This window comes from Candidatus Palauibacter soopunensis (assembly GCF_947581735.1).
Classification (GTDB): Bacteria; Gemmatimonadota; Gemmatimonadetes; order Palauibacterales; family Palauibacteraceae; genus Palauibacter; species Palauibacter soopunensis.
In genome coordinates, this window is sequence record NZ_CANPVT010000053.1 from 196,266 (window position 1) to 213,537 (window position 17,272).

At 69.6% G+C, this 17,272-nt stretch carries 22 protein-coding genes and 1 pseudogene; 20 read left to right on the forward strand and 3 right to left on the reverse strand.

The genetic code is table 11. The features are described 5' to 3' along the window. Positions 1 to 74: 74 nt before the first annotated feature. Positions 75 to 491: a preprotein translocase subunit SecG gene (gene secG, locus RN901_RS14255; RefSeq protein ID WP_310758967.1), complete on the forward strand. Its 417-nt coding sequence runs from the start codon at positions 75 to 77 to the stop codon at positions 489 to 491. Here secG and RN901_RS14260 read toward each other — a convergent pair. Next, positions 488 to 1,117 carry a ribonuclease H gene (locus RN901_RS14260; RefSeq protein WP_310758968.1) on the reverse strand — a complete coding sequence of 210 codons (630 nt, stop codon included), beginning with the start codon at positions 1,115 to 1,117 and terminating at the stop codon, positions 488 to 490. The genes secG and RN901_RS14260 overlap by 4 nt on opposite strands. Before the next feature lie 92 nt (positions 1,118 to 1,209). On the opposite strand from RN901_RS14260, the gene carA reads away from it, so the two are divergent. The 3 genes from carA (at position 1,210) to RN901_RS14275 (ending at position 3,661) form a co-directional block, all read left to right on the forward strand. After that, positions 1,210 to 2,325 carry a glutamine-hydrolyzing carbamoyl-phosphate synthase small subunit gene (gene carA, locus RN901_RS14265; protein ID WP_310758969.1) on the forward strand — a complete coding sequence of 372 codons (1,116 nt, stop codon included), beginning with the start codon at positions 1,210 to 1,212 and terminating at the stop codon, positions 2,323 to 2,325. A gap of 73 nt (positions 2,326 to 2,398) precedes the next feature. Beyond that, positions 2,399 to 3,298 carry a signal peptide peptidase SppA gene (gene sppA / locus RN901_RS14270; protein ID WP_310758970.1) on the forward strand — a complete coding sequence of 300 codons (900 nt, stop codon included), beginning with the start codon at positions 2,399 to 2,401 and terminating at the stop codon, positions 3,296 to 3,298. Between the two features lie 36 nt (positions 3,299 to 3,334). Then, entirely contained in the window at positions 3,335 to 3,661 is a 327-nt protein-coding gene (locus RN901_RS14275; RefSeq protein ID WP_310759067.1) for an HU family DNA-binding protein, read from the forward strand. Positions 3,662 to 3,699: 38 nt separating this feature from the next. On the opposite strand, the gene RN901_RS14280 is transcribed toward RN901_RS14275, so the two are convergent. After that, positions 3,700 to 4,872: a pyridoxal phosphate-dependent aminotransferase gene (locus RN901_RS14280; RefSeq protein WP_310758971.1), complete on the reverse strand. Its 1,173-nt coding sequence runs from the start codon at positions 4,870 to 4,872 to the stop codon at positions 3,700 to 3,702. 95 nt (positions 4,873 to 4,967) lie between these two features. On the opposite strand from RN901_RS14280, the gene RN901_RS14285 reads away from it, so the two are divergent. The 8 genes from RN901_RS14285 (at position 4,968) to dcd (ending at position 8,599) form a co-directional block, all read left to right on the forward strand. Continuing rightward, positions 4,968 to 5,243, forward strand: coding sequence for a hypothetical protein (locus tag RN901_RS14285; RefSeq protein ID WP_310758972.1), 276 nt, complete (start codon positions 4,968 to 4,970; stop codon positions 5,241 to 5,243). 13 nt (positions 5,244 to 5,256) lie between these two features. Further along, the gene (locus tag RN901_RS14290; protein WP_310758973.1) at positions 5,257 to 5,508 is read left to right on the forward strand and encodes a MoaD/ThiS family protein; all 252 of its coding nucleotides are present in this window, start codon (positions 5,257 to 5,259) and stop codon (positions 5,506 to 5,508) included. Between the two features lie 4 nt (positions 5,509 to 5,512). After that, a complete protein-coding gene (locus tag RN901_RS14295; protein WP_310758974.1) occupies positions 5,513 to 6,004 on the forward strand; it encodes a molybdenum cofactor biosynthesis protein MoaE in 492 nt (163 codons plus the stop codon). 79 nt (positions 6,005 to 6,083) lie between these two features. Then, positions 6,084 to 6,206, forward strand: a complete 123-nt coding sequence (locus RN901_RS14300; RefSeq protein WP_310758975.1) for a hypothetical protein — start codon at positions 6,084 to 6,086, stop codon at positions 6,204 to 6,206. Positions 6,207 to 6,337: 131 nt separating this feature from the next. Then, positions 6,338 to 7,318, forward strand: a complete 981-nt coding sequence (moaA, locus tag RN901_RS14305) for a GTP 3',8-cyclase MoaA (protein ID WP_310758976.1) — start codon at positions 6,338 to 6,340, stop codon at positions 7,316 to 7,318. Next, positions 7,315 to 7,560, forward strand: coding sequence for a hypothetical protein (locus RN901_RS14310; RefSeq protein WP_310758977.1), 246 nt, complete (start codon positions 7,315 to 7,317; stop codon positions 7,558 to 7,560). The genes moaA and RN901_RS14310 overlap by 4 nt, the downstream gene beginning before the upstream one ends. 10 nt (positions 7,561 to 7,570) lie before the next feature. Beyond that, positions 7,571 to 7,960 carry a DUF423 domain-containing protein gene (locus RN901_RS14315; protein WP_310758978.1) on the forward strand — a complete coding sequence of 130 codons (390 nt, stop codon included), beginning with the start codon at positions 7,571 to 7,573 and terminating at the stop codon, positions 7,958 to 7,960. Between the two features lie 84 nt (positions 7,961 to 8,044). Further along, positions 8,045 to 8,599: a dCTP deaminase gene (dcd, locus tag RN901_RS14320; protein ID WP_310758979.1), complete on the forward strand. Its 555-nt coding sequence runs from the start codon at positions 8,045 to 8,047 to the stop codon at positions 8,597 to 8,599. On the opposite strand, the gene RN901_RS14325 is transcribed toward dcd, so the two are convergent. Beyond that, positions 8,580 to 9,458, reverse strand: a complete 879-nt coding sequence (locus tag RN901_RS14325; RefSeq protein WP_310758980.1) for an alpha/beta hydrolase — start codon at positions 9,456 to 9,458, stop codon at positions 8,580 to 8,582. The two genes, dcd and RN901_RS14325, sit on opposite strands and share 20 nt — an antisense overlap. A 116-nt stretch (positions 9,459 to 9,574) precedes the next feature. Between RN901_RS14325 and ndhC the strand changes: the two genes are divergently transcribed. The 8 genes and pseudogenes from ndhC (at position 9,575) to RN901_RS14360 (ending at position 17,272) form a co-directional block, all read left to right on the forward strand. Next, positions 9,575 to 9,931: an NADH-quinone oxidoreductase subunit A gene (gene ndhC, locus RN901_RS14330; protein WP_310758981.1), complete on the forward strand. Its 357-nt coding sequence runs from the start codon at positions 9,575 to 9,577 to the stop codon at positions 9,929 to 9,931. A gap of 25 nt (positions 9,932 to 9,956) precedes the next feature. Continuing rightward, positions 9,957 to 10,664: an NADH-quinone oxidoreductase subunit NuoB gene (gene nuoB, locus RN901_RS14335; protein WP_345782403.1), complete on the forward strand. Its 708-nt coding sequence runs from the start codon at positions 9,957 to 9,959 to the stop codon at positions 10,662 to 10,664. A 49-nt stretch (positions 10,665 to 10,713) separates the two neighbouring features. After that, positions 10,714 to 11,190: pseudogene (locus RN901_RS15005) on the forward strand (NADH-quinone oxidoreductase subunit C); the annotation flags it as partial. 231 nt (positions 11,191 to 11,421) lie between these two features. Then, positions 11,422 to 12,564, forward strand: a complete 1,143-nt coding sequence (nuoD, locus tag RN901_RS15010; protein ID WP_345782405.1) for an NADH dehydrogenase (quinone) subunit D — start codon at positions 11,422 to 11,424, stop codon at positions 12,562 to 12,564. Then, positions 12,561 to 13,133: an NAD(P)H-dependent oxidoreductase subunit E gene (locus RN901_RS14345; RefSeq protein WP_310758983.1), complete on the forward strand. Its 573-nt coding sequence runs from the start codon at positions 12,561 to 12,563 to the stop codon at positions 13,131 to 13,133. The genes nuoD and RN901_RS14345 overlap by 4 nt, the downstream gene beginning before the upstream one ends. Beyond that, complete coding sequence (nuoF, locus tag RN901_RS14350) at positions 13,130 to 14,437, forward strand: NADH-quinone oxidoreductase subunit NuoF (protein ID WP_310758984.1); 1,308 nt, start codon at positions 13,130 to 13,132, stop codon at positions 14,435 to 14,437. The genes RN901_RS14345 and nuoF overlap by 4 nt, the downstream gene beginning before the upstream one ends. Continuing rightward, positions 14,430 to 16,049 carry a molybdopterin-dependent oxidoreductase gene (locus RN901_RS14355; protein ID WP_310758985.1) on the forward strand — a complete coding sequence of 540 codons (1,620 nt, stop codon included), beginning with the start codon at positions 14,430 to 14,432 and terminating at the stop codon, positions 16,047 to 16,049. The genes nuoF and RN901_RS14355 overlap by 8 nt, the downstream gene beginning before the upstream one ends. Beyond that, positions 16,046 to 17,272, forward strand: a complete 1,227-nt coding sequence (locus RN901_RS14360; protein WP_310758986.1) for a complex I subunit 1 family protein — start codon at positions 16,046 to 16,048, stop codon at positions 17,270 to 17,272. The genes RN901_RS14355 and RN901_RS14360 overlap by 4 nt, the downstream gene beginning before the upstream one ends.

Consider the following 17,272-nt stretch of genomic DNA (forward strand, 5'->3'; position numbering starts at 1 on the left):
CCGCCCGCGCGGAAAACTGGCCCCGTGCACCGATCCGCCCTAGCTTAAACGGCTGATCCAACCATGGCAGGTAGATGATGTTCCCGTTCCTGATCGTATTGATTTCGCTCATCGCGCTCGTGCTGTGCGTGATGATTCTCCTCCAGTCCGCGAAGGGCGGCGGGCTCGCCGCCTCCTTTGGCGGAGCCTCGTCCTCCACGGACTCCTTCATGGGAGGTCGCCAGGCGGCCAACGCGCTGACGAAGATGAGCTGGTACGGTGGGGGGAGTTTCCTCTTCCTCGCGCTCGTGCTGACCGTGCTCTCCGCCCGTCCGGATGCGGCGCCGGAATCGATCCTGCGTCAGGGACTTCCCGGCCAGCAGAGTCTCCCGGAAGCGCCGCCTTCGCTGCTGGACGTTTCGCCCGACCTCGGAGAGGGCGCGGCCCCGTCCGACGAAGCCGACACGCCCGGCTCGGAGGAGGGCGCCGCGGAAGAAGACCCCGGCTCCTAGCCGGGGGGGCGAGGGTCCTCGGCGAACGCGTCGCTCGGCAGGTCCAGAAACTCGACGAACCGCTCGCGCTCCTGCTCCTTCGCGAGCCAACTCTCGAATCCCGATGGGATGAGTCCGTCCGTGCCCCGCCGCTCCCGCGCCGCCGTCACGGCAAGGTGGTCCGCGTAGGCGTTCTTCACGTCGTCGGCATGTCCCCGAGTCCAGCGCCACTCCACGCGGTGGCGCGCGGCGGCCCGCACGAGTTCCCGCCAGAGATCGAGGTTCTCGATCGGTCCGCCCTTCCGGCGCCAGCCGCGCCGGGCCCAGCCGTGCACCCATTCCTTCATGCCGCGGACGAGATACTGGCTGTCGCTCGTGAACACGACGCGGCACACCCGCCGCAGGGAGCCCAGCCCGACGATGCCGGAGACGATCGCCATCCGGTTGTTCGTCGTGTCCGGATCGAAGTGGGCGAAGTCCCGCCGATACCAGCCCCCGCGCTCGTCGAACCGTTCGATGAGACCGGCCGCCGCCCCCGGATTCCTGCGATTCTCGAACTGGTTGCCGAGGCAGGACTCGTCGGCGAAGATATGAACGAGCGGAGCATCGGTCCCGCTCTCCCGCCCGGGTCCGGAGTCGGTCGTCAACGCGCCTCCTGCAGCTTGGGTTCGCGTGGCACGCGGGCCGCGAGCCGATGCCCGGGTCCCCGCACCTTCAACCGCCACATTGGACGCGCCACGTGAGCGAGACGCAAGCACGCCCCGGATACCTCCTGCTCGAGGACGGCCGCCGATTCGGCGGCGAGTACGTGGGTCCCGAGACCGAGACCGCCGGCGAAGCGGTCTTCACGACGGTGATGACGGGATACCACGAGGTGCTCACGGACCCTTCCTTCGCCGCGCAGATCGTCGTCATGACCGCGCCCATGCAGGGGGTCTACGGCATCCGCGATCCCGACGTGCAATCGCGGCGGCCTTGGGTCGCGGGCTTCGTCGTGCGGCACCTGTCGCACGAGATCGGGTCCGGGCCGGCCGATTCCACGCTGCCCGAGTACCTCGCTTCGCACGGGATTCCGACCCTCGTCGGCGCGGACACGCGGGCGCTGACCCGCCATATCCGCGATGCGGGCGCGATGCGGGCGGTCGTGGCGCACGACGGGGTGCCGCCGGAGCGCGCCGCGGAGCGCCTGGCCGCCGAGCCGGAGATGTCCGGCCGCGACCTCGCGACCGCCGTCTCGACGCCCGATCCGTACGAACTCGACGCCCTCAACGGGTCGGCCGAGCGCGGCCTCGTGCTCTGCCTCGACTACGGGGTGAAGACGCGCAGCCTCGACCTCTTCCGCCGCGAGGGATACCGGGTTCGCGTCGTCCCCTGCGACACCGACGCCGAGGTGCTGCTGGCCGCCCGCCCGGACGGCGTCTTCGTCTCGAACGGGCCCGGCGACCCGGAGGCGGTGCCGGGCGCCGTCGAGCGCATCCGCACCCTGAGCGACGCGGGAGTCCCGCTGTTCGGGATCTGCCTCGGACATCAGCTCATCGCGCGCGCATTCGGGGGCACGAACTACAAGCTGCCCTACGGGCACCGGGGCGGGAATCATCCCGTGCTCAACCATGCCACGGGCGCGGTGGAGATCACCTCCCAGAACCACGGCTTCTCCGTGCTCGAAAAAGATGGACGGATCGAGGGCGGAGACGACCTCGAGATCACGCACCGAAATCTGAACGATGGCACCGTGGAAGGGCTCGTCCACCTGGAGCGCCCGGTGTTCGCGGTGCAGTACCACCCCGAGTCGGCCCCGGGACCCCACGACAGCCGGTACCTGTTCAACCGCTTCGTCGAGAAAATGGAGCGTTGAACGTTCGCGTTGTGTGGTCTAGGTTGCGGCGGGCCTTCGCCAATGGACCCTCACACACGGACCGCCGCGCGACGTGACCTACGACAAGCGAAACACGGTGATCGCGCTCCTGGCGCTGCTCGGCCTCTTCGGCGTGGGCGCGGTCCTGTCCATCTGGTGGACGGTGGGGAATACGTCGTTTCTCGCGGGAGGACGGGTCGCGGTCGTCCCGCTGCGGGGCGTGATCACGGACGAAGCCGCGTTCACGAAGGCGCTCGACGGTTTCAGGGAAGACCCCGGTGTGCGTGCGTTCGTGATCGAGATCGAGTCCCCGGGAGGGACTGTGGGGGCCTCGCAGAGCATCTTCGAAGCCATCCGCGATCTGCGAGACGACGACGAGCGGCCCGTCCTCGCCTGGATGGGCGATGTGGGAGCCTCCGGGGGATACTACGCCGCGGTCGGGGCTGACAGCGTGTACGCGCTGCCCGGCACGATGACCGGGTCCATCGGCGTCATCATGGAATTTCCCAACGCCGAGGAATTTTTTCGCAAGGTCGGCGTCGGCTGGGAAGTCGTGGCGAGCGGCGAGCACAAGGATCTGGGCGGCTACGCCCGCGCCCTTTCTCCCGAGGGCCGCGAGATCCTCGAGGAAGTCGTGGGCGACGTGCACGAGCAGTTCGTCGAGGTGGTGTCCGAGAACCGGAACCTGGATCGGGAGACCGTGCTCGGGCTGGCGGACGGCCGGGTCTTCTCGGGCCGGCAGGCGAACGAACTCGGACTCGTCGACGGCTTGATGACCCTGCCCGAGACCATCGCGCTCGCCGGTCGGATGGCGGGCCTGGGAACGGACCCGCGGACTGTGCGGCCGCGCGAACCGCGCGTCAGTCTGTTCGACCTGCTCGGCGGGCTGAGCATCGGCGATGCGCGGACGTGGATCGCGTCGCTGGCGCCCCTGCGCCCAAGCGCGCCGAGACTCCTGTTTGAGCTGAGATAGCCGCTCCCGTCCCGGAGCGGAACGCCAATACACAGGATTGCAAACGCTCGGAGGGGAGGGAGAATGACGAAGGCGGATCTCATTGAACAGGTCCACGAGGCCATCGGCCCCGGCGTGACCAAGAGGGACTGTGCCGCGGTGGTCAACGCGTTTCTGAACGCGGTCAAGGGAGCCGTCGTGCAAGGCAACCACATCGAGATTCGCGGCTTCGGCACGTTCAAGGTTCGGGAGCGCCGGACCCGCATGGCGCGCAATCCGCGCACGGGAGATCCGGTCCGCGTGCCGCAGAGGAAGGTGCCCGTCTTCAAGCCCTCTCGTCTGCTGCGCGACGAGGTGGCCGCGAGCCTCGAGAACCGGGGCTGACGGCGCCGCACTGGAGCTGACCGGGCCGCATCCGCGGGTCAGCCGAAGAAGCCGGCGATCCGTTCCAGTCCTTCTTCCAGGACTTCCCGCTCCACCGCGAAGTTGAAGCGCAGGTGTCCCGGTGAACCGAACGGCTCCCCGGGCATGCACGCCACCTGCGCGTCGGCGAGCAGCCGCTCGGCGACGTCGAGCGACGTGGCGACGCGGTCGGTGATCCGCCCGTAGAAATACAGGGCGCCGTCGGGCGGAAACGCCTCGATCCCGTCGATCTCCGCGAACCTCGACAGCCCCAGTTCCCGAAGTTCGGAGAGCCTGGACAGGAGGTCCGCCACGAAAGCCTCGCGCGGCGCGCTCTCGCCGAGCGCGGCCGTGGCGGCGTGCTGGGAGGGGCCGACGGCCCCGGAGGTCGTCTGTCCCTGCAGATCCGCCATCTTCCGGACGACGTCCGTCGGCCCGACCGCATACCCGATGCGGAACCCCGGCATGCAGAACGCCTTCGAGACGCCGTCGAGCAGGATCGTCCTCTCGCCGCGCTCCGCGATGTCGAACACGGACGGCGCCGGGGCTCCGTACGCGAGCCGCCGATAGATTTCGTCGGAGAGCACCCAGATCCCGTGCCGCTCCGCCCACGTCATGATTTCACGCAGAAGGCCGGACGGGATGACCGCGCCCGTCGGGTTGCCCGGGCTGTTGAGCATGAGTCCCCGGGTCCGCGCCGTGCGGGCCGCCTCGAGGTCCTCGACCGTCGGCACGAACCCGCCATCCCACGTCGTCTCCGCGATGACGGGCTCGGCCCCCGCGAGCCGGACGATCGTCGTATAGCTCGGCCAGAAGGGGGAAGGCACCAGCACTTCCTCGCCGGCGCCGAAGAGGGCGTAGCAGCAGTTGAACAGGGACTGCTTCACGCCCGCGCTCACGATCACGGCGTCCGGATCCACCGTCCCGGCGGCCGTCGTCTCGCGCAGATAGCGCGCGATCGCCTCGCGCAGCTCGGGGAGCCCGGACGTGGGAGGATATCCCGTCTTTCCCTCTTCCACGGCCCGAATGCCGGCGCGGGCGGCGAAGGGCGGTGCGGGGTACTGCGGCTCGCCGGCCGAGAGGTCCACAACCGGAACTCCCGCAGCTCTCAGCTTCCGGGCGCGGGCGGCCAGCACCAGGGTGGCCGATGCCTCGAGCCGGGCGACGTTCGGGGAAAACTGCGTAACGGGCACGGTCGCGCACTCTTGTCGAAGGGGGTGGGTCCGATTTGAGAGAGGGCTGCGGCGCCCCTATCTTTCGGCTGCTGGATGGTACGCGGGGAGAGTCCATGACGACAGAGACCGCAAGCGCGCTGGCCCCGGCGGATGTGCTGGCCGCCACGCGAGACTTCTTTCTCGGGGACGACCGGATGGTGGACGCCTGGGTCGACACCGAGAGCGACACGCACATCGCGTTCTGCACCTTCAGGGGCAACCTCTCCGTTGCCGCCTTCCCGGATCCCGCCGGGTCCGACGGGACGCGGGTCCGGGTGACGACGCTGCGCGAAGAGGGGATCGTACCGCGGCTCCTCGCCCACCTCGCGCTCGCGAACGCGCGCCCATGAACAGGCGCCCCTGATGGACCGGATTTCGGTTCGCACCCTCTTCTTCGGCGTGTACGGCGAACTCGCCGCGCGCAGGGAGGGATCGGCGGAACTCGCGGCGGACAGCACGGTGGGGGACCTCGTTGAGGCCCTGCGCGGGTCGGGCGGGCTCGACTGGCTCCCGGAGAGGGTCGTCGTCGCCGTCAACCAGAGCTACGCGGAGGCCGGCACGACCCTGTCCGACGGAGACGAGGTCGCGCTCATCCCCCCCGTAGCGGGGGGCTGAGTCGATGTCAAAGGGGGCAAACGACCGGGTGCGGACCTGGATCACCCGCGAAAGTCTGGACGATTTCGCGCAGTTCGAGGATATTGTACGGGAGATCGGGTCCGTGGAAGACGGCGCGCTGCTCTTTTTTCAGGGGCGCGTTCGCCGCACGAACCGCGGTCGCGCGGTGTCGCGCCTCGCGTACGACGCGTACGGGGAGATGGCGGAGCGGGAGTTGTCCGCCATCTGCGACGAGGCGCTGGAGCGGTTCGATGTCGGCTCCGTCGCCGCGGCCCACCGCGTGGGCGACCTCGGGCTGGGAGAGGTCAGCGTGGCGATCGCGGTCACGTCGGCACACCGCGACGACGGCTATCGGGCTTCGCGGTGGATTATCGAAACGATCAAGGTCAGACTGCCGGTCTGGAAACACGAGCACTATGAGGACGGCGAGTCGCACTGGGTGGGAGCCCCGGCCCTGGAGGCCGAAGCCCCCGCCGGCGGCGCGCGGTTCGAGTAGGGAGGGCTGGTCAAGGGCGGTCCGACGGATTCCGAGGCAGCCGGTCTCGGACGCGGGCGCCCAAATCGAGGAGGACGCCATGTTGAAGATGGTCCGCAACCTGTTGGTCGTCGCGATGATCGCGACGGTCTCGTTTGCCGGGGACTGTGGCGACGATGACGACAACATGATGATGCAGGAGGGCGTCACGGCGATCAGCTAGTGTCGTATCGACACTAGTCGTCCGCAGCGGGGACTCCGCGCGGCTGCGAAAGGCTGCGCGGAGTCCCGCCACTCGCCGCTCCCGGCCCGGGGGAGCGCTGAGCTTCCCGCGAAACCCACACGATCGGTGCCATGAGAGATCAGTTTGGTCGCCGGATCCGGTATCTCCGGATCTCGGTCACGGATCGCTGCAACCTGCGCTGCACGTACTGCATGCCGGAGGAGGGGCTCGCGTGGATCCCCAAGCCCGAGATGCTCGCGTACGAGGAGATCTCCGAGATCGTACGCCAGATGGCCGCGCTCGGGTTGGAGCGGGTCCGGATTACGGGCGGAGAACCGCTCGTCCGCAAGGACCTGCCCGATCTCGTCGACATGATCGCCGCGGTCCCCGGCATCGACGACATCTCGCTCTCTACGAACGCCATCCTCCTGCCGCGTTTCGCGACGGCCCTCCGGGAAGCCGGCGTCGCGCGCGTGAACGTCAGCCTGGATACGCTCGACCGGGATGGGTTCGAGGAGATCGCCCGGCGGCCGGCACGGCGCTTCGATGAGACGATGGAAGGCCTCCGCGCCGCCGAGGAGGCGGGGTTCGCTCCGATCAAGATCAACTGCGTCATCATGCGAGGTTTAAACGACCACGAAGTCGTCGACTTCGCTGAAATCACGCGGGAGCGTCCCTGGCACGTGCGCTTCATCGAACTCATGCCGGTGGGAGAGAACCTGCACCTCAGCGACCGTTTCATCTCGACGGATGAAGTACTCGAGAAGATCCGCGCGATCGAGGACCTCCTGCCGGACCCGGGACCGCGGGGGAACGGGCCCGCCGTGTACTACCGCTTCCCGGGCGGCGCCGGGACGGTGGGCGCGATCACGCCGCTCTCGCACAACTACTGCGAACGCTGCAACCGCATGCGGCTGACCGCCGACGGGAAGCTGCGCACCTGCCTGTTCGGCGACCACGAGGTCGACCTGAAGGGCCCGCTGCGCGACACGGGCCGTATCGAGGAGGCTGTAGCGGAGGCGCTCGCCGGGAAGCCGAAGCGCCACTACCTGGAGTTGGGGACGGCGGCCGGGAGCGGCGGGCTCGCCGCCCTGAGTCAGGTCGGCGGATGACGAGCTACGAGGAACGACTCCGCCACAGGGATCTGCTCGAACGCGCGACCGACCTGCGCAGGCGGCTCGAAGCCGAAGACGGCGATTCCCCCATGCGGCGCGAGGAAGGGGCCGAACTGGCGGCCCTCGTCGAAGCCACGCTGGCCGAGATCAGTCCGGAGCGCTGGGACCGGGTCATGGAGACGATCGCCGGCGAGGCGGCGCGGAGGGCGGGCGCGGGCGCGGCCCCGATGTTCGATTGATCGTCTTCGCTTGACCGGCGCTGATTCGCCGCACCGCAAGCTCCTCGCGGGCGGGTGCCTGCTCGCGGGCCTCGGCGTCGCGGCCGGAGCGTTCGGCGCGCACTCGCTCGAAGGCCGCCTCTCAGCGGAGGCCCTCGCGATCTTCGACACGGCGGCCCGCTACCACATGCTGCACGCCCTGGGGCTCATCCTCCTCGGCCTCGCGGCGGCCCGCTGGCCCGAAGCGGCGTGGCACTGTCCCGGGCTCCTCATGCTGTGTGGCATCGCGGTGTTCAGCGGCACGCTCTACGCCCTCGCCCTGTCCGGAATCGGCTGGCTCGGCGCGATCACGCCCATCGGCGGCGCCGCCCTCATCGCCGCCTGGATCTGGGCCGCCTGGATCGCCCTCACCCGAACCTGACGCGCCCGCGACACACCGACGCGGCTCGGCCCTTGACGCACGCGTAGGTTGACGCGGGAGAAAAACGCCCCACCGAGAGGTCCGATGGCGATCAAGAGCGACGGCTGGATCCGGCGCATGGCGCGCGAGCACGGGATGATCGAACCCTTCGCCGACCGCCAGGTGCGCGACGGCGTCATCTCCTATGGCGTCAGCAGCTACGGCTACGACATGCGGGTCGCCGACGAATTCCGGATCTTCCACAACGCGCTCTTCCCGGTCGTCGACCCCAAGAAGTTCGACGAGCGCTCCTTCCTCGAGTACTCGGGCGACGTCTGCATCATCCCCCCGAACTCCTTCGCCCTCGCGCGCTCCATCGAGTACTTCCGGATTCCGCGCAACATCCTCACAATCTGCGTGGGGAAGAGCACCTACGCCCGCTGCGGCCTCATCGTGAACGTCACGCCCTTCGAACCGGAGTGGGAAGGGCACGTGACGCTTGAGATCTCGAACACGACACCGCTGCCCGCGCGCGTGTACGCGAACGAGGGGATCGCGCAGGTCCTCTTCTTCGAGTCCGACGAGGTCTGCGAGGTCAGCTACGCGGACAAGGCCGGAAAGTACCAGGGCCAGACCGGAGTTACGCCCCCGAAGCTCTAGCAGCTGCCGGGGGCGGGGCCAACCGGCCAGCCATTTCCCCGAGGAGGCGGGCCAGGAGCCGTGGGTGCTGCTCCGTCAGGACGTGGCCGCCGTCGGGGGATAGCGTGAAGTCGCAGTCGAGGCGGGAGGCGAGGCGCCTGGCCGTCTCGACGGGGATCCTCGGGTCGTGGGCGCCGGTCACGACGTGCGCGGCGACGGGGCGGCGGGGCATGCGGGCCTCGAGTTCCGCAGGATGCCAGTCGGCGAGAATGCGCAGGAGCGTGCGGGCGCGCGCCGGGCTCGACCACGGCCGCGCGTAGGCGGCGACCAGCTCCGAGGGGGCGCGGAAGGCGGGGCCGCACGCCCGCCGCAGAACCAGGTGACCCAGTGGCGCGTGAAGCGGCGCCAGGACGCTCCCGACCGCCCGCCGCACCGCGGATGACCGCAGCAGCCTAAGGATGGCCGGACTCCGGATTTCCGGCGTGACCGGGTTCGAGAGCAGGAGGCCGCCGATGTCCGGTTCCGCCTCCGCGAGGGCGAGCGCGATGGCCGCCCCCTGCGAATGTCCCGCGATGAGTCGCGGCCGGGGGCCGTCCGGCGCCAGCGCCCGCACCACCGCGCGAAGCCGGCGCACCTCGTCGTCGAGCGTGTAGGAGAGCTCTGCCCGCGCGTCCGAGTCGCCCCGCCCCGGGAGGTCGGGGAGCCAGCATTCCCACCCCTGGTGCGCTTCGGCGAAGCGTTCGGCGACGGGCCGCCACGCGCGTCCGTGGGCGCTGATCCCGTGCAGGAAGAGGACGGGGCGTCCCCGGCCCAGAACCGTAACGCGTACCGTGCCTTCGCCGATCGCCACATTGCGCACCACAGCCCGCTTTCGACTCACTCGCTCCCTCTGCTTCCGAGGCCAAATACCGCTTGCCGCTCCTACCCCTCCGCGATACCTTCGCGGCGCGGGAAAGTGAAGAAATTCACAAGCTCGCACGAGAGGAGCGAACCCCCTTGCTCGACCCATATCTCGGCATCCTGATCCTCGCGTTGGTCGGCGTGCTGAACGCGGCCGCGATGATGGGCGTATCGCATTTCGTCGGCTCCCGCAGACCGACTCCGGTGAAGGCGAGCCCGTACGAGTCGGGGATTCCCCCGCTCGGGACGACGCGGGAGCGTTTCTCGGTCAATTTCTACATCGTGGCGATGCTCTTCATCGTCCTCGACATCGAGACGCTCTTCCTCATTCCGTGGGCCGCGATCTTCCGGGAGTTGGGGATGGTCGGGTTCATGGAGATCACGGCGTTCCTCACCGTGCTCGGCGTCGGACTCGTGTACGCGTGGAAGAAGGGGGCCCTCGAATGGGACTGAACTCGGGACCGGACGGAGGGGCGCGATGAAGACGCTCGACACGCTCCCCCCCGGCGCGCACCCGGACGCGCACTCCGACGAACTCGACACCGGCATCCCGCACAACTGGATGACGACGAAGCTCGACTACGTCGTCAACTGGGCGCGGCGCAACTCGCTGTGGCCCATGCCGTTCGGGACCGCCTGCTGCGCGATCGAGATGATGGCGTCGGCCGCGAGCAAGTACGACATCGGCCGCTTCGGGATGGAGCGCATGTCCTTCAGCCCCCGCCAGGCGGACCTGATGATCGTCGCCGGCCGGGTGACCTACAAGCTGGCCCCGGTATTGCGCCGGGTCTGGGACCAGATGCCGCAGCCCAAGTGGTGCGTGTCCATGGGCGCGTGCGCGAGTTCCGGCGGGATGTTCGACAACTACACGATCGTCCAGGGGATCGACACGATCGTGCCCGTCGACGTCTACGTCCCGGGCTGCCCGCCGAGGCCGGAAGGTCTCATCTACGGACTCCTCATGATCCAGGAGAAGATCAAGGGAGAGTCGCTGTCCGATCCCCGGGCGCGGGACGAAGCGCCGGAGGCGGTCGGACGCCCGAACCTGCCCCCGGAAACGATCGAACTCGTCGCCCAGCCGTTCGGCAACTCAACGAACCAGAACCGCATGAGCGGGCTCGGCCCGACGTCGGCGCTGGCCCGGTCCCGCGACCGGCGCGAACGCCGCCTGGAACACCGGGATTGACCGGGGCGATCCGCCGTTGACGACCGCGACGACGACCGCGCCCCCGCGCATGGTGCGGGTCGCACCCCCTGAGGGGGACGCGGCGAGCCATCCTTCCGTCCGCGCCCTTCGCGAACGCTTCCGAGAGGGCGTGCGGCGCGTGGAGAGCGACGCGCTCGGTTATCCGGTCGTGTGGATCGATCCCGGCATCAACGCCGAGGCGCTCCGCTTCCTCCTCGAGACGCCCGACCAGGCGTACGACCTGCTCGCGGACGTCATGGGCGCGCACGCCGGCATCGGCGCCCCGATCCAGGTCTGGTACCAGCTCTGGTCCATGGCCCACGGCCGCCAGCTCCGCGTCGCGTGCGAGGTCCCGATGGACGACCTCGAGCTGGACAGCGTCACCGACCTGTGGCTCGCCGCCGACTGGCTCGAGCGCGAGGTGTGGGACATGTACGGCGTGAGCTTCCGCGGCCATCCGGATCTCCGCCGCATCCTCATGCCGGAGAACTACGAAGAGGGGTTCCCGCTCCGGAAGGACTTCCCGCTCCGCGGACGCTTCAGCCGCTCCCGGCAGGTGAGCCGCGCGCTCTCCCGCGACCTCGTCGACATGTACGCGGTCGAGGAACTGGAGATGGCGGGCTACGCCGTCACGGAGGACGGAGAAGTGGAGGCCCCGTCGGAGCGCGCGGAGGGCGGCGCGGCGGCCGGCATCCGCGACCTGAGCCCGGACGAGAAGCCCGAGGACGCGCTCGAGGGCGAGCCCATCCTCATCAACATGGGCCCCCAGCACCCGGCCACCCACGGCGTCCTCCGGCTCGTGCTCCAGCTCGACGGGGAGCGCATCGTGCGCTGCTCCCCCCACATCGGGTACCTGCACACGGGCTTCGAGAAGACGTGCGAGTTCCGCGAGTGGAACCAGTGCGTCCCCTACACGGACCGCATGGACTACCTCGCGCCGATGCTCTACAACATCGGCTTCGCCGGGGCGGTCGAAGCGCTCCTCGACGTCGAGATCACGGAGCGCTGCCGCGTCGTCCGCGTCATCCTCGGCGAGCTGAACCGTATCCTCGGCCACCTCCTGTGGCTGGGGACGACGGCGATCGACATCGGCGCCTTCTCCGTCTTCCTCTACACCTTCCAGGAGCGCGAGCGGATCTACAACCTGCACGAGGCGTACACGGGGGGCCGGATCACGACCTCCGTCACGCGGGTCGGCGGGATGATGGCGGATCTGCCCGTGGGCTGGACGGCGGCGGCGCGCGACTTCACGGCCACCTTCCCGGAGACGCTGGACGAGGTCGAGCGGCTCCTGTCGCGCAACGCCATCTGGCAGGGCCGCACGATGGACATCGGCGTGCTCGACGCGGACAAGGCCGTGAGCTACGGCGTCACCGGCCCCACCCTGCGCGCGAGCGGCGTGGCCTACGACGTGCGCAAGGCGCGCCCCTACCTCGGCTACGAGGAGTACGACTTCGACGTGCCCGTCGGGACGGAGGGGGACGTCTACGACCGCTATCTCGTGCGGGTGGAGGAGATGCGGCAGAGCCTCCGCATCATCGAGCAGGCGCTCGACCGGCTGCCCGGCGGCCCGATCAACATCGACGACTACCGGATCGTCCTCCCCCCGAAGGGCGAGGCGATGGGGTCGATCGACACCATGATCTCGCACTTCAAGCTCGTGATGGAGGGCGTCCGCGTGCCGGCCGGCGAGACGTGGTACTCCATCGAAAGCTCGAAGGGCGAACTGGGATTCGGGATCATCTCCGACGGCGGCACGAAGCCCGTCCGCTGCCGGTTCCGCGGCCCGTCGTTCATCAACATCGCCTCGCTGCCGGAACTCGTGCGGGGCGAACTCGTCGCGGACGTCGTCGCGATCAACGCCTCGCTCGACGTCGTGCTCGGGGAGATCGACCGGTGAGCCGGCGCATCCATCCCGCGGTCGTCGGCGCGCAGCCCTTCCAGCTCACGGCGCGGGAGACGTTCGACGGTCCCATCTTCGAGACGGAGGAAGGGAAGCACCGGCTGGAGGCGGCCCTCTCCCGCTATCCGACGAAGCAGGCGGCGCTCCTCCCCATGCTCGGCTACGTGCAGTCGGTGAAGGGATGGATCGAGCCCGCGGACATGGTCGAGGTCGCCGAAGCGCTCGACCTGACGCCGGCCTACGTCCATTCGATCGCGACCTTCTACACGATGTACAACAAGCACCCGGTCGGGCGTCACTTCGTCCAGGTGTGTACGAACATCTCCTGCCACCTGAACCGGGCCGAAGAGGTGCTGCGCGGCTTCCTCGCCGAGACGGGGACCCGCGAGGGGGAGATCTCGGAGGACGGGGAGTTCACGGTGATCGAGGCGGAATGTCTCGGCGCGTGCGGGTTCGCGACCGTCGTGCAGGTCAACGAGCGCTACCTGGAGGACGTCACCCCGGAGCGCGTGCCCGAGATCGTGGCCGGCCTGCGCGGCGCGCGCGACGGAGCGGAGGCCCCATGAGCTTCCCGCACCGGAGCGATCTCGAGGCCACGACGCGGCTCTCGCGGCACCAGGGCGAGGCCGAGGCGCGCACGCTCGACGGCTGGCGCGCCCGGGGCGGCTACGAGGCGCTGCGGCGCTCCCTCGACATGCAGCCGGCCGACATCACGGAGGTCGTGAAGGCCTCCGGGCTCCGCGGGCGCGGCGGCGCCGGCTTCCCGACCGGCCTCAAGTGGAGCTTCATGCCGAAGGACGACGGCAAGCCGCACTACCTGTGCTGCAACGCGGACGAGTCCGAGCCGGGCGCCTTCAAGGACCGCGAGGTCATCCGCTGGACGCCGCACCTCCTCATCGAGGGCTGCCTCATCGCGTCGCGCGCGATCGGGGCGGAGCACGCCTACATCTACGTGCGGGGCGAGTTCTTCGAGGAGACGGAGGTCCTCAACGCGGCGGTCGTCGAGGCGTACGAGGCCGGGCTCGCGGGGGACGGAATCCTGGGCTCGTCGTGGTCGTGCGACGTGACGATCCACGCCGGGGCCGGGGCCTACATCGCCGGCGAGGAGACCGGCCTCATGAACTCGCTCATGGGCAACCGCGCGGAGCCCTGGGCCAAGCCGCCCTTCCCGGCGCAGGCCGGGGCGTTCGGGATGCCCACGACGGTGAACAACGTCGAGACGCTCGCCGCGGTCCCCATGATCCTCGAGAACGGCGCGGACTGGTACCGGCAGTGGGGGAGCGACGAGTCCCCCGGCACCAAGCTGTGGAGTTGCTCCGGGCACCTCGTGCGCCCCGGCAACTACGAGTTCGCGCTCGGGCTGCCGCTGAGCGACATCATCTTCGACGCCTGCGGCGGCACGCCCTCCGGCAAGCCCGTGAAGGCCGTGATCCCGGGCGGCTCCTCGACGGCGTTCCTGAGCGGCGACGAACTCGACTGCGCGACGACGTACGAGGGGCTCGCGGAGGCGGGCAGCGCCCTCGGCACCGCCTCGCCGATCGTGATGGACGAGGACACCGACATCGTCGCGGCCATGCGCCGGATCGCGCAGTTCTACGCGCACGAGTCGTGCGGCCAGTGCGTGCAGTGCCGCGAGGGCACGTCGTGGGTCGTCCGCATCCTGCAGCGCATCGAGGCGGGCGACGGCCGCCCCAGCGACATCGACACGCTGTACGAGCTGTGCGAGCAGATGACGGGGCGCACGATCTGCGTGCTCGCGGACAGCGTCGTGTTCCCGCTCGAGTCGTCGCTCGACAAGTTCCGCGCCGATTACGAGGCGCTGATGAAGCCTTCTCTGGTCGCGGCGGGCGGCAGGGTGACGCATGGCTGATAACGGCGCGAAGGCGACGGTCACCCTCACGATCGACGGGGTCGAGGTCACGGTCCCGAGCGGCACCCGGGTCATCGAGGCGGCCGAGCACGTGGGCGTCGTGGTGCCGCGCTACTGCTACCATCCGGGCATCCCCACGCGGCCGGCGCAGTGCCGCATGTGCCTCGTGGAGGTCGAGGGACGGCCCAAGCTCGAGCCCTCGTGCACGCTGCAGGCGGCCGACGACATGGTCGTGAACACGGCGAGCGACACGGCGCGCACGGCCCGCCAGTCGGTCATCGAGTTCCTGCTCGTCAACCACCCGCTCGACTGCCCCATCTGCGACGCCGCGGGGCAGTGCATGCTGCAGGACTACGCCTACGTCACGAACCAGCTCGAGAGCCGGGTCGACGAGCCCAAGCGGATCATGGGCCGCGACCGCATCTCCGACGACATCCTCTACTTCGCGGACCGCTGCGTCATCTGCACGCGCTGCGTGAGATTCATGCGGGACGTGGCGGAGGATGACTCGCTCATCGTCGCCCAGCGCGGGGACAAGGCCTACATCGACACCTTCCCGGGCCGCGAACTCGACAACCCCTTCCAGGGGAACATCGTCGACGTGTGCCCCGTCGGCGCGCTCGTGCACGAGGACTTCGTGTTCAAGGCGCGCGCGTGGGACATGGACGCGGCGGCGAGCGTGTGCCCCGGCTGCCCCACCGGCTGCAACGTCACGATCGACACGAAGGAGAACCAGATCGTGCGCGTGAAGCCGCGCCACAACGCGGCGGTGAACTCCTGGTGGATGTGCGACTACGGCCGCAGGCACCTCGTGATGACGAACCGCGGCGTGCGCGCCGAGGTCCCCCTCATCCGCGACGGCGGCGGCGACGGCGAGCGCGGCGAGCTGCGGCCGGTCGACTGGGCCACGGCGCTCGACTGGGTGGCCGAGAAGATCGACGCGCTCGACGCGCCCGGCGGGAGTGCGGTCGTGTCGCCGGACGCCTCGAACGAGAACCTGTTCTACGTCCGGCGGCTCCTCGACCGGCTCGGCGTCGCGGGCGCGGCCTTCCGGGTCGCGCAGGGCGAGACCGCCGCGCTGCCCACCGTGCCCACGCTCAAGCTGCGCGCGGACCGTGCCGCGAACGTCGCGGGGGCCGGACTGTTCGGCGGCCGGCGCACGGATGCGCTCCCCAACGGCGCGGCGGCTGGCGGCGCGGCGGCCGGAGCGCTCGTCGTGCTCGACGACGAACTCGAGGGCGCCCCCGACGACTTCGGCGCCTCGGCCGGCTTCTTCCTCTACGTCGGCACGCGGCTGCCCGGCGCGGCGCGCAACGCGGACGCGGTGCTCCCGATCGCGACCTTCGCGGAGATGGACGGCACGTTCACGAACTTCGAGGGCCGCGTGCAGCGCTTCCACCAGGCGCTGCGGCCGCCGGGCCTGGCCCGCCCGGGTTGGATGGTGCTGAGCCGCGTGCTCGCCCGCCTGGGAGACGGCGAAGCCGTCAACGACGTGCGCAGCGCGTTCGAGCGCATGGCGGCGGAGGCTCCGCCCTTCGCGGGCCTCACGTGGGACGGGATCGGCCTCAAGGGCGCCCCGGCCGCCGGCGCAGCCGCGGAGGCCGACGCGTGAGCCCGGTCACGGGCGGCGCCTTCGCTCTCGCCACCGTGGGGAAGGTCGTGCTCTTCTTCTCGGTGCTGATGCTCGCGGTCATGTTCGCGACGATCTTCGAGCGCAAGGTGTGCGGCTTCATGCAGGACCGGAGCGGCCCCAACCGCGTCGGCCCGTGGGGGCTCCTCCAGGTCATCGCCGACGGACTCAAGAACCTCCTCAAGGAAGAGACGATGCCGGAGCAGGCGATCCGGCCCTTCTTCCTCCTCGCGCCCGTCCTCGCGATCCTCCCGGCCACCATCCTCTTCGCCGTCATCCCCTTCGCCTCGCCGCTGCCCACGCAGTGGGGACTCGTGGAGATGATCGTCGCGGACGTCCCGATCGGCTTCCTCTACGTGCTCGCGATCGGCTCGATCGGCGTGTACGGCGTCGCCATGGGCGGCTGGGCCTCCGGCTCGAAGTACTCGCTGCTCGGCGGCCTGCGCGGCTCCGCGCAGATGGTGAGCTACGAGGTCGCGCTCGCGCTCAGCCTCGTCCCCCTCATCCTCCTCACCGGGGATGTGCGCGCCCCCGAGATCGTCTCCATGCAGCAGACGTTCACGGCGGGCCCGGCGACGTACGCGACGTGGTTCGTGTTCCCGCTCCTCGTCGGCCTCTTCTTCTTCTTCGTGTCGGGACTCGCGGAGACGAACCGCCTCCCCTTCGACATGCCCGAGGCGGAGGCCGAACTCATCACCGGATACCACACCGAGTATTCGGCGATGAAGTTCTCGATGTTCATGATCGGCGAGTTCGCGCACGTGATCACGGTCGCCGCGCTCGTCACCGTTTTCTTCCTCGGCGGGTGGGACATCCCGTTCTGGCAGGGGGACAACATCCGCGTCCTCTCCGACGGGACGGTGATCGGGGAGCCGACGTGGTGGAAGACGCTGCTCACGCTCGGCGCCTTCGGCGTGAAGACGTTCCTGCTCGTGCTCGTCTTCGTCTGGATTCGGTGGACGCTGCCGCGCTTCCGCTACGACCAGCTCATGGACCTGGGCTGGAAGTTCATGCTCGAAGCGGTGACGGTCTACATCCTCGTCATCGCCTTCGTCATCCTCGCCATCGAGGCGGTCGGGATCCCGCTCGGCGGCTGGTATGCGTTCGTTCTGTTCCTCGTGAACCTTGCGCTCGCGGGGGTGCTCTTCTTCGCCATGGACCGGGGGACGCTGATCCGGGGCGGGGCGAAGGGGAAGGGAGGGTAG

Bases quoted from the DNA above. Each gene is read 5' to 3' on its own strand.
- secG (WP_310758967.1), top strand. From the start codon at position 75: ATGATGTTCCCGTTCCTGATCGTATTGATTTCGCTCATCGCGCTCGTG.
- RN901_RS14285 (WP_310758972.1), top strand. From the start codon at position 4,968: ATGACGACAGAGACCGCAAGCGCGCTGGCCCCGGCGGATGTGCTGGCC.
- RN901_RS14290 (WP_310758973.1), top strand. From the start codon at position 5,257: ATGGACCGGATTTCGGTTCGCACCCTCTTCTTCGGCGTGTACGGCGAA.
- RN901_RS14295 (WP_310758974.1), top strand. From the start codon at position 5,513: ATGTCAAAGGGGGCAAACGACCGGGTGCGGACCTGGATCACCCGCGAA.
- RN901_RS14300 (WP_310758975.1), top strand. From the start codon at position 6,084: ATGTTGAAGATGGTCCGCAACCTGTTGGTCGTCGCGATGATCGCGACG.
- moaA (WP_310758976.1), top strand. From the start codon at position 6,338: ATGAGAGATCAGTTTGGTCGCCGGATCCGGTATCTCCGGATCTCGGTC.
- RN901_RS14310 (WP_310758977.1), top strand. From the start codon at position 7,315: ATGACGAGCTACGAGGAACGACTCCGCCACAGGGATCTGCTCGAACGC.
- dcd (WP_310758979.1), top strand. From the start codon at position 8,045: ATGGCGATCAAGAGCGACGGCTGGATCCGGCGCATGGCGCGCGAGCAC.
- nuoB (WP_345782403.1), top strand. From the start codon at position 9,957: ATGAAGACGCTCGACACGCTCCCCCCCGGCGCGCACCCGGACGCGCAC.
- nuoD (WP_345782405.1), top strand. From the start codon at position 11,422: ATGGGCCCCCAGCACCCGGCCACCCACGGCGTCCTCCGGCTCGTGCTC.
- nuoF (WP_310758984.1), top strand. From the start codon at position 13,130: ATGAGCTTCCCGCACCGGAGCGATCTCGAGGCCACGACGCGGCTCTCG.
- RN901_RS14355 (WP_310758985.1), top strand. From the start codon at position 14,430: ATGGCTGATAACGGCGCGAAGGCGACGGTCACCCTCACGATCGACGGG.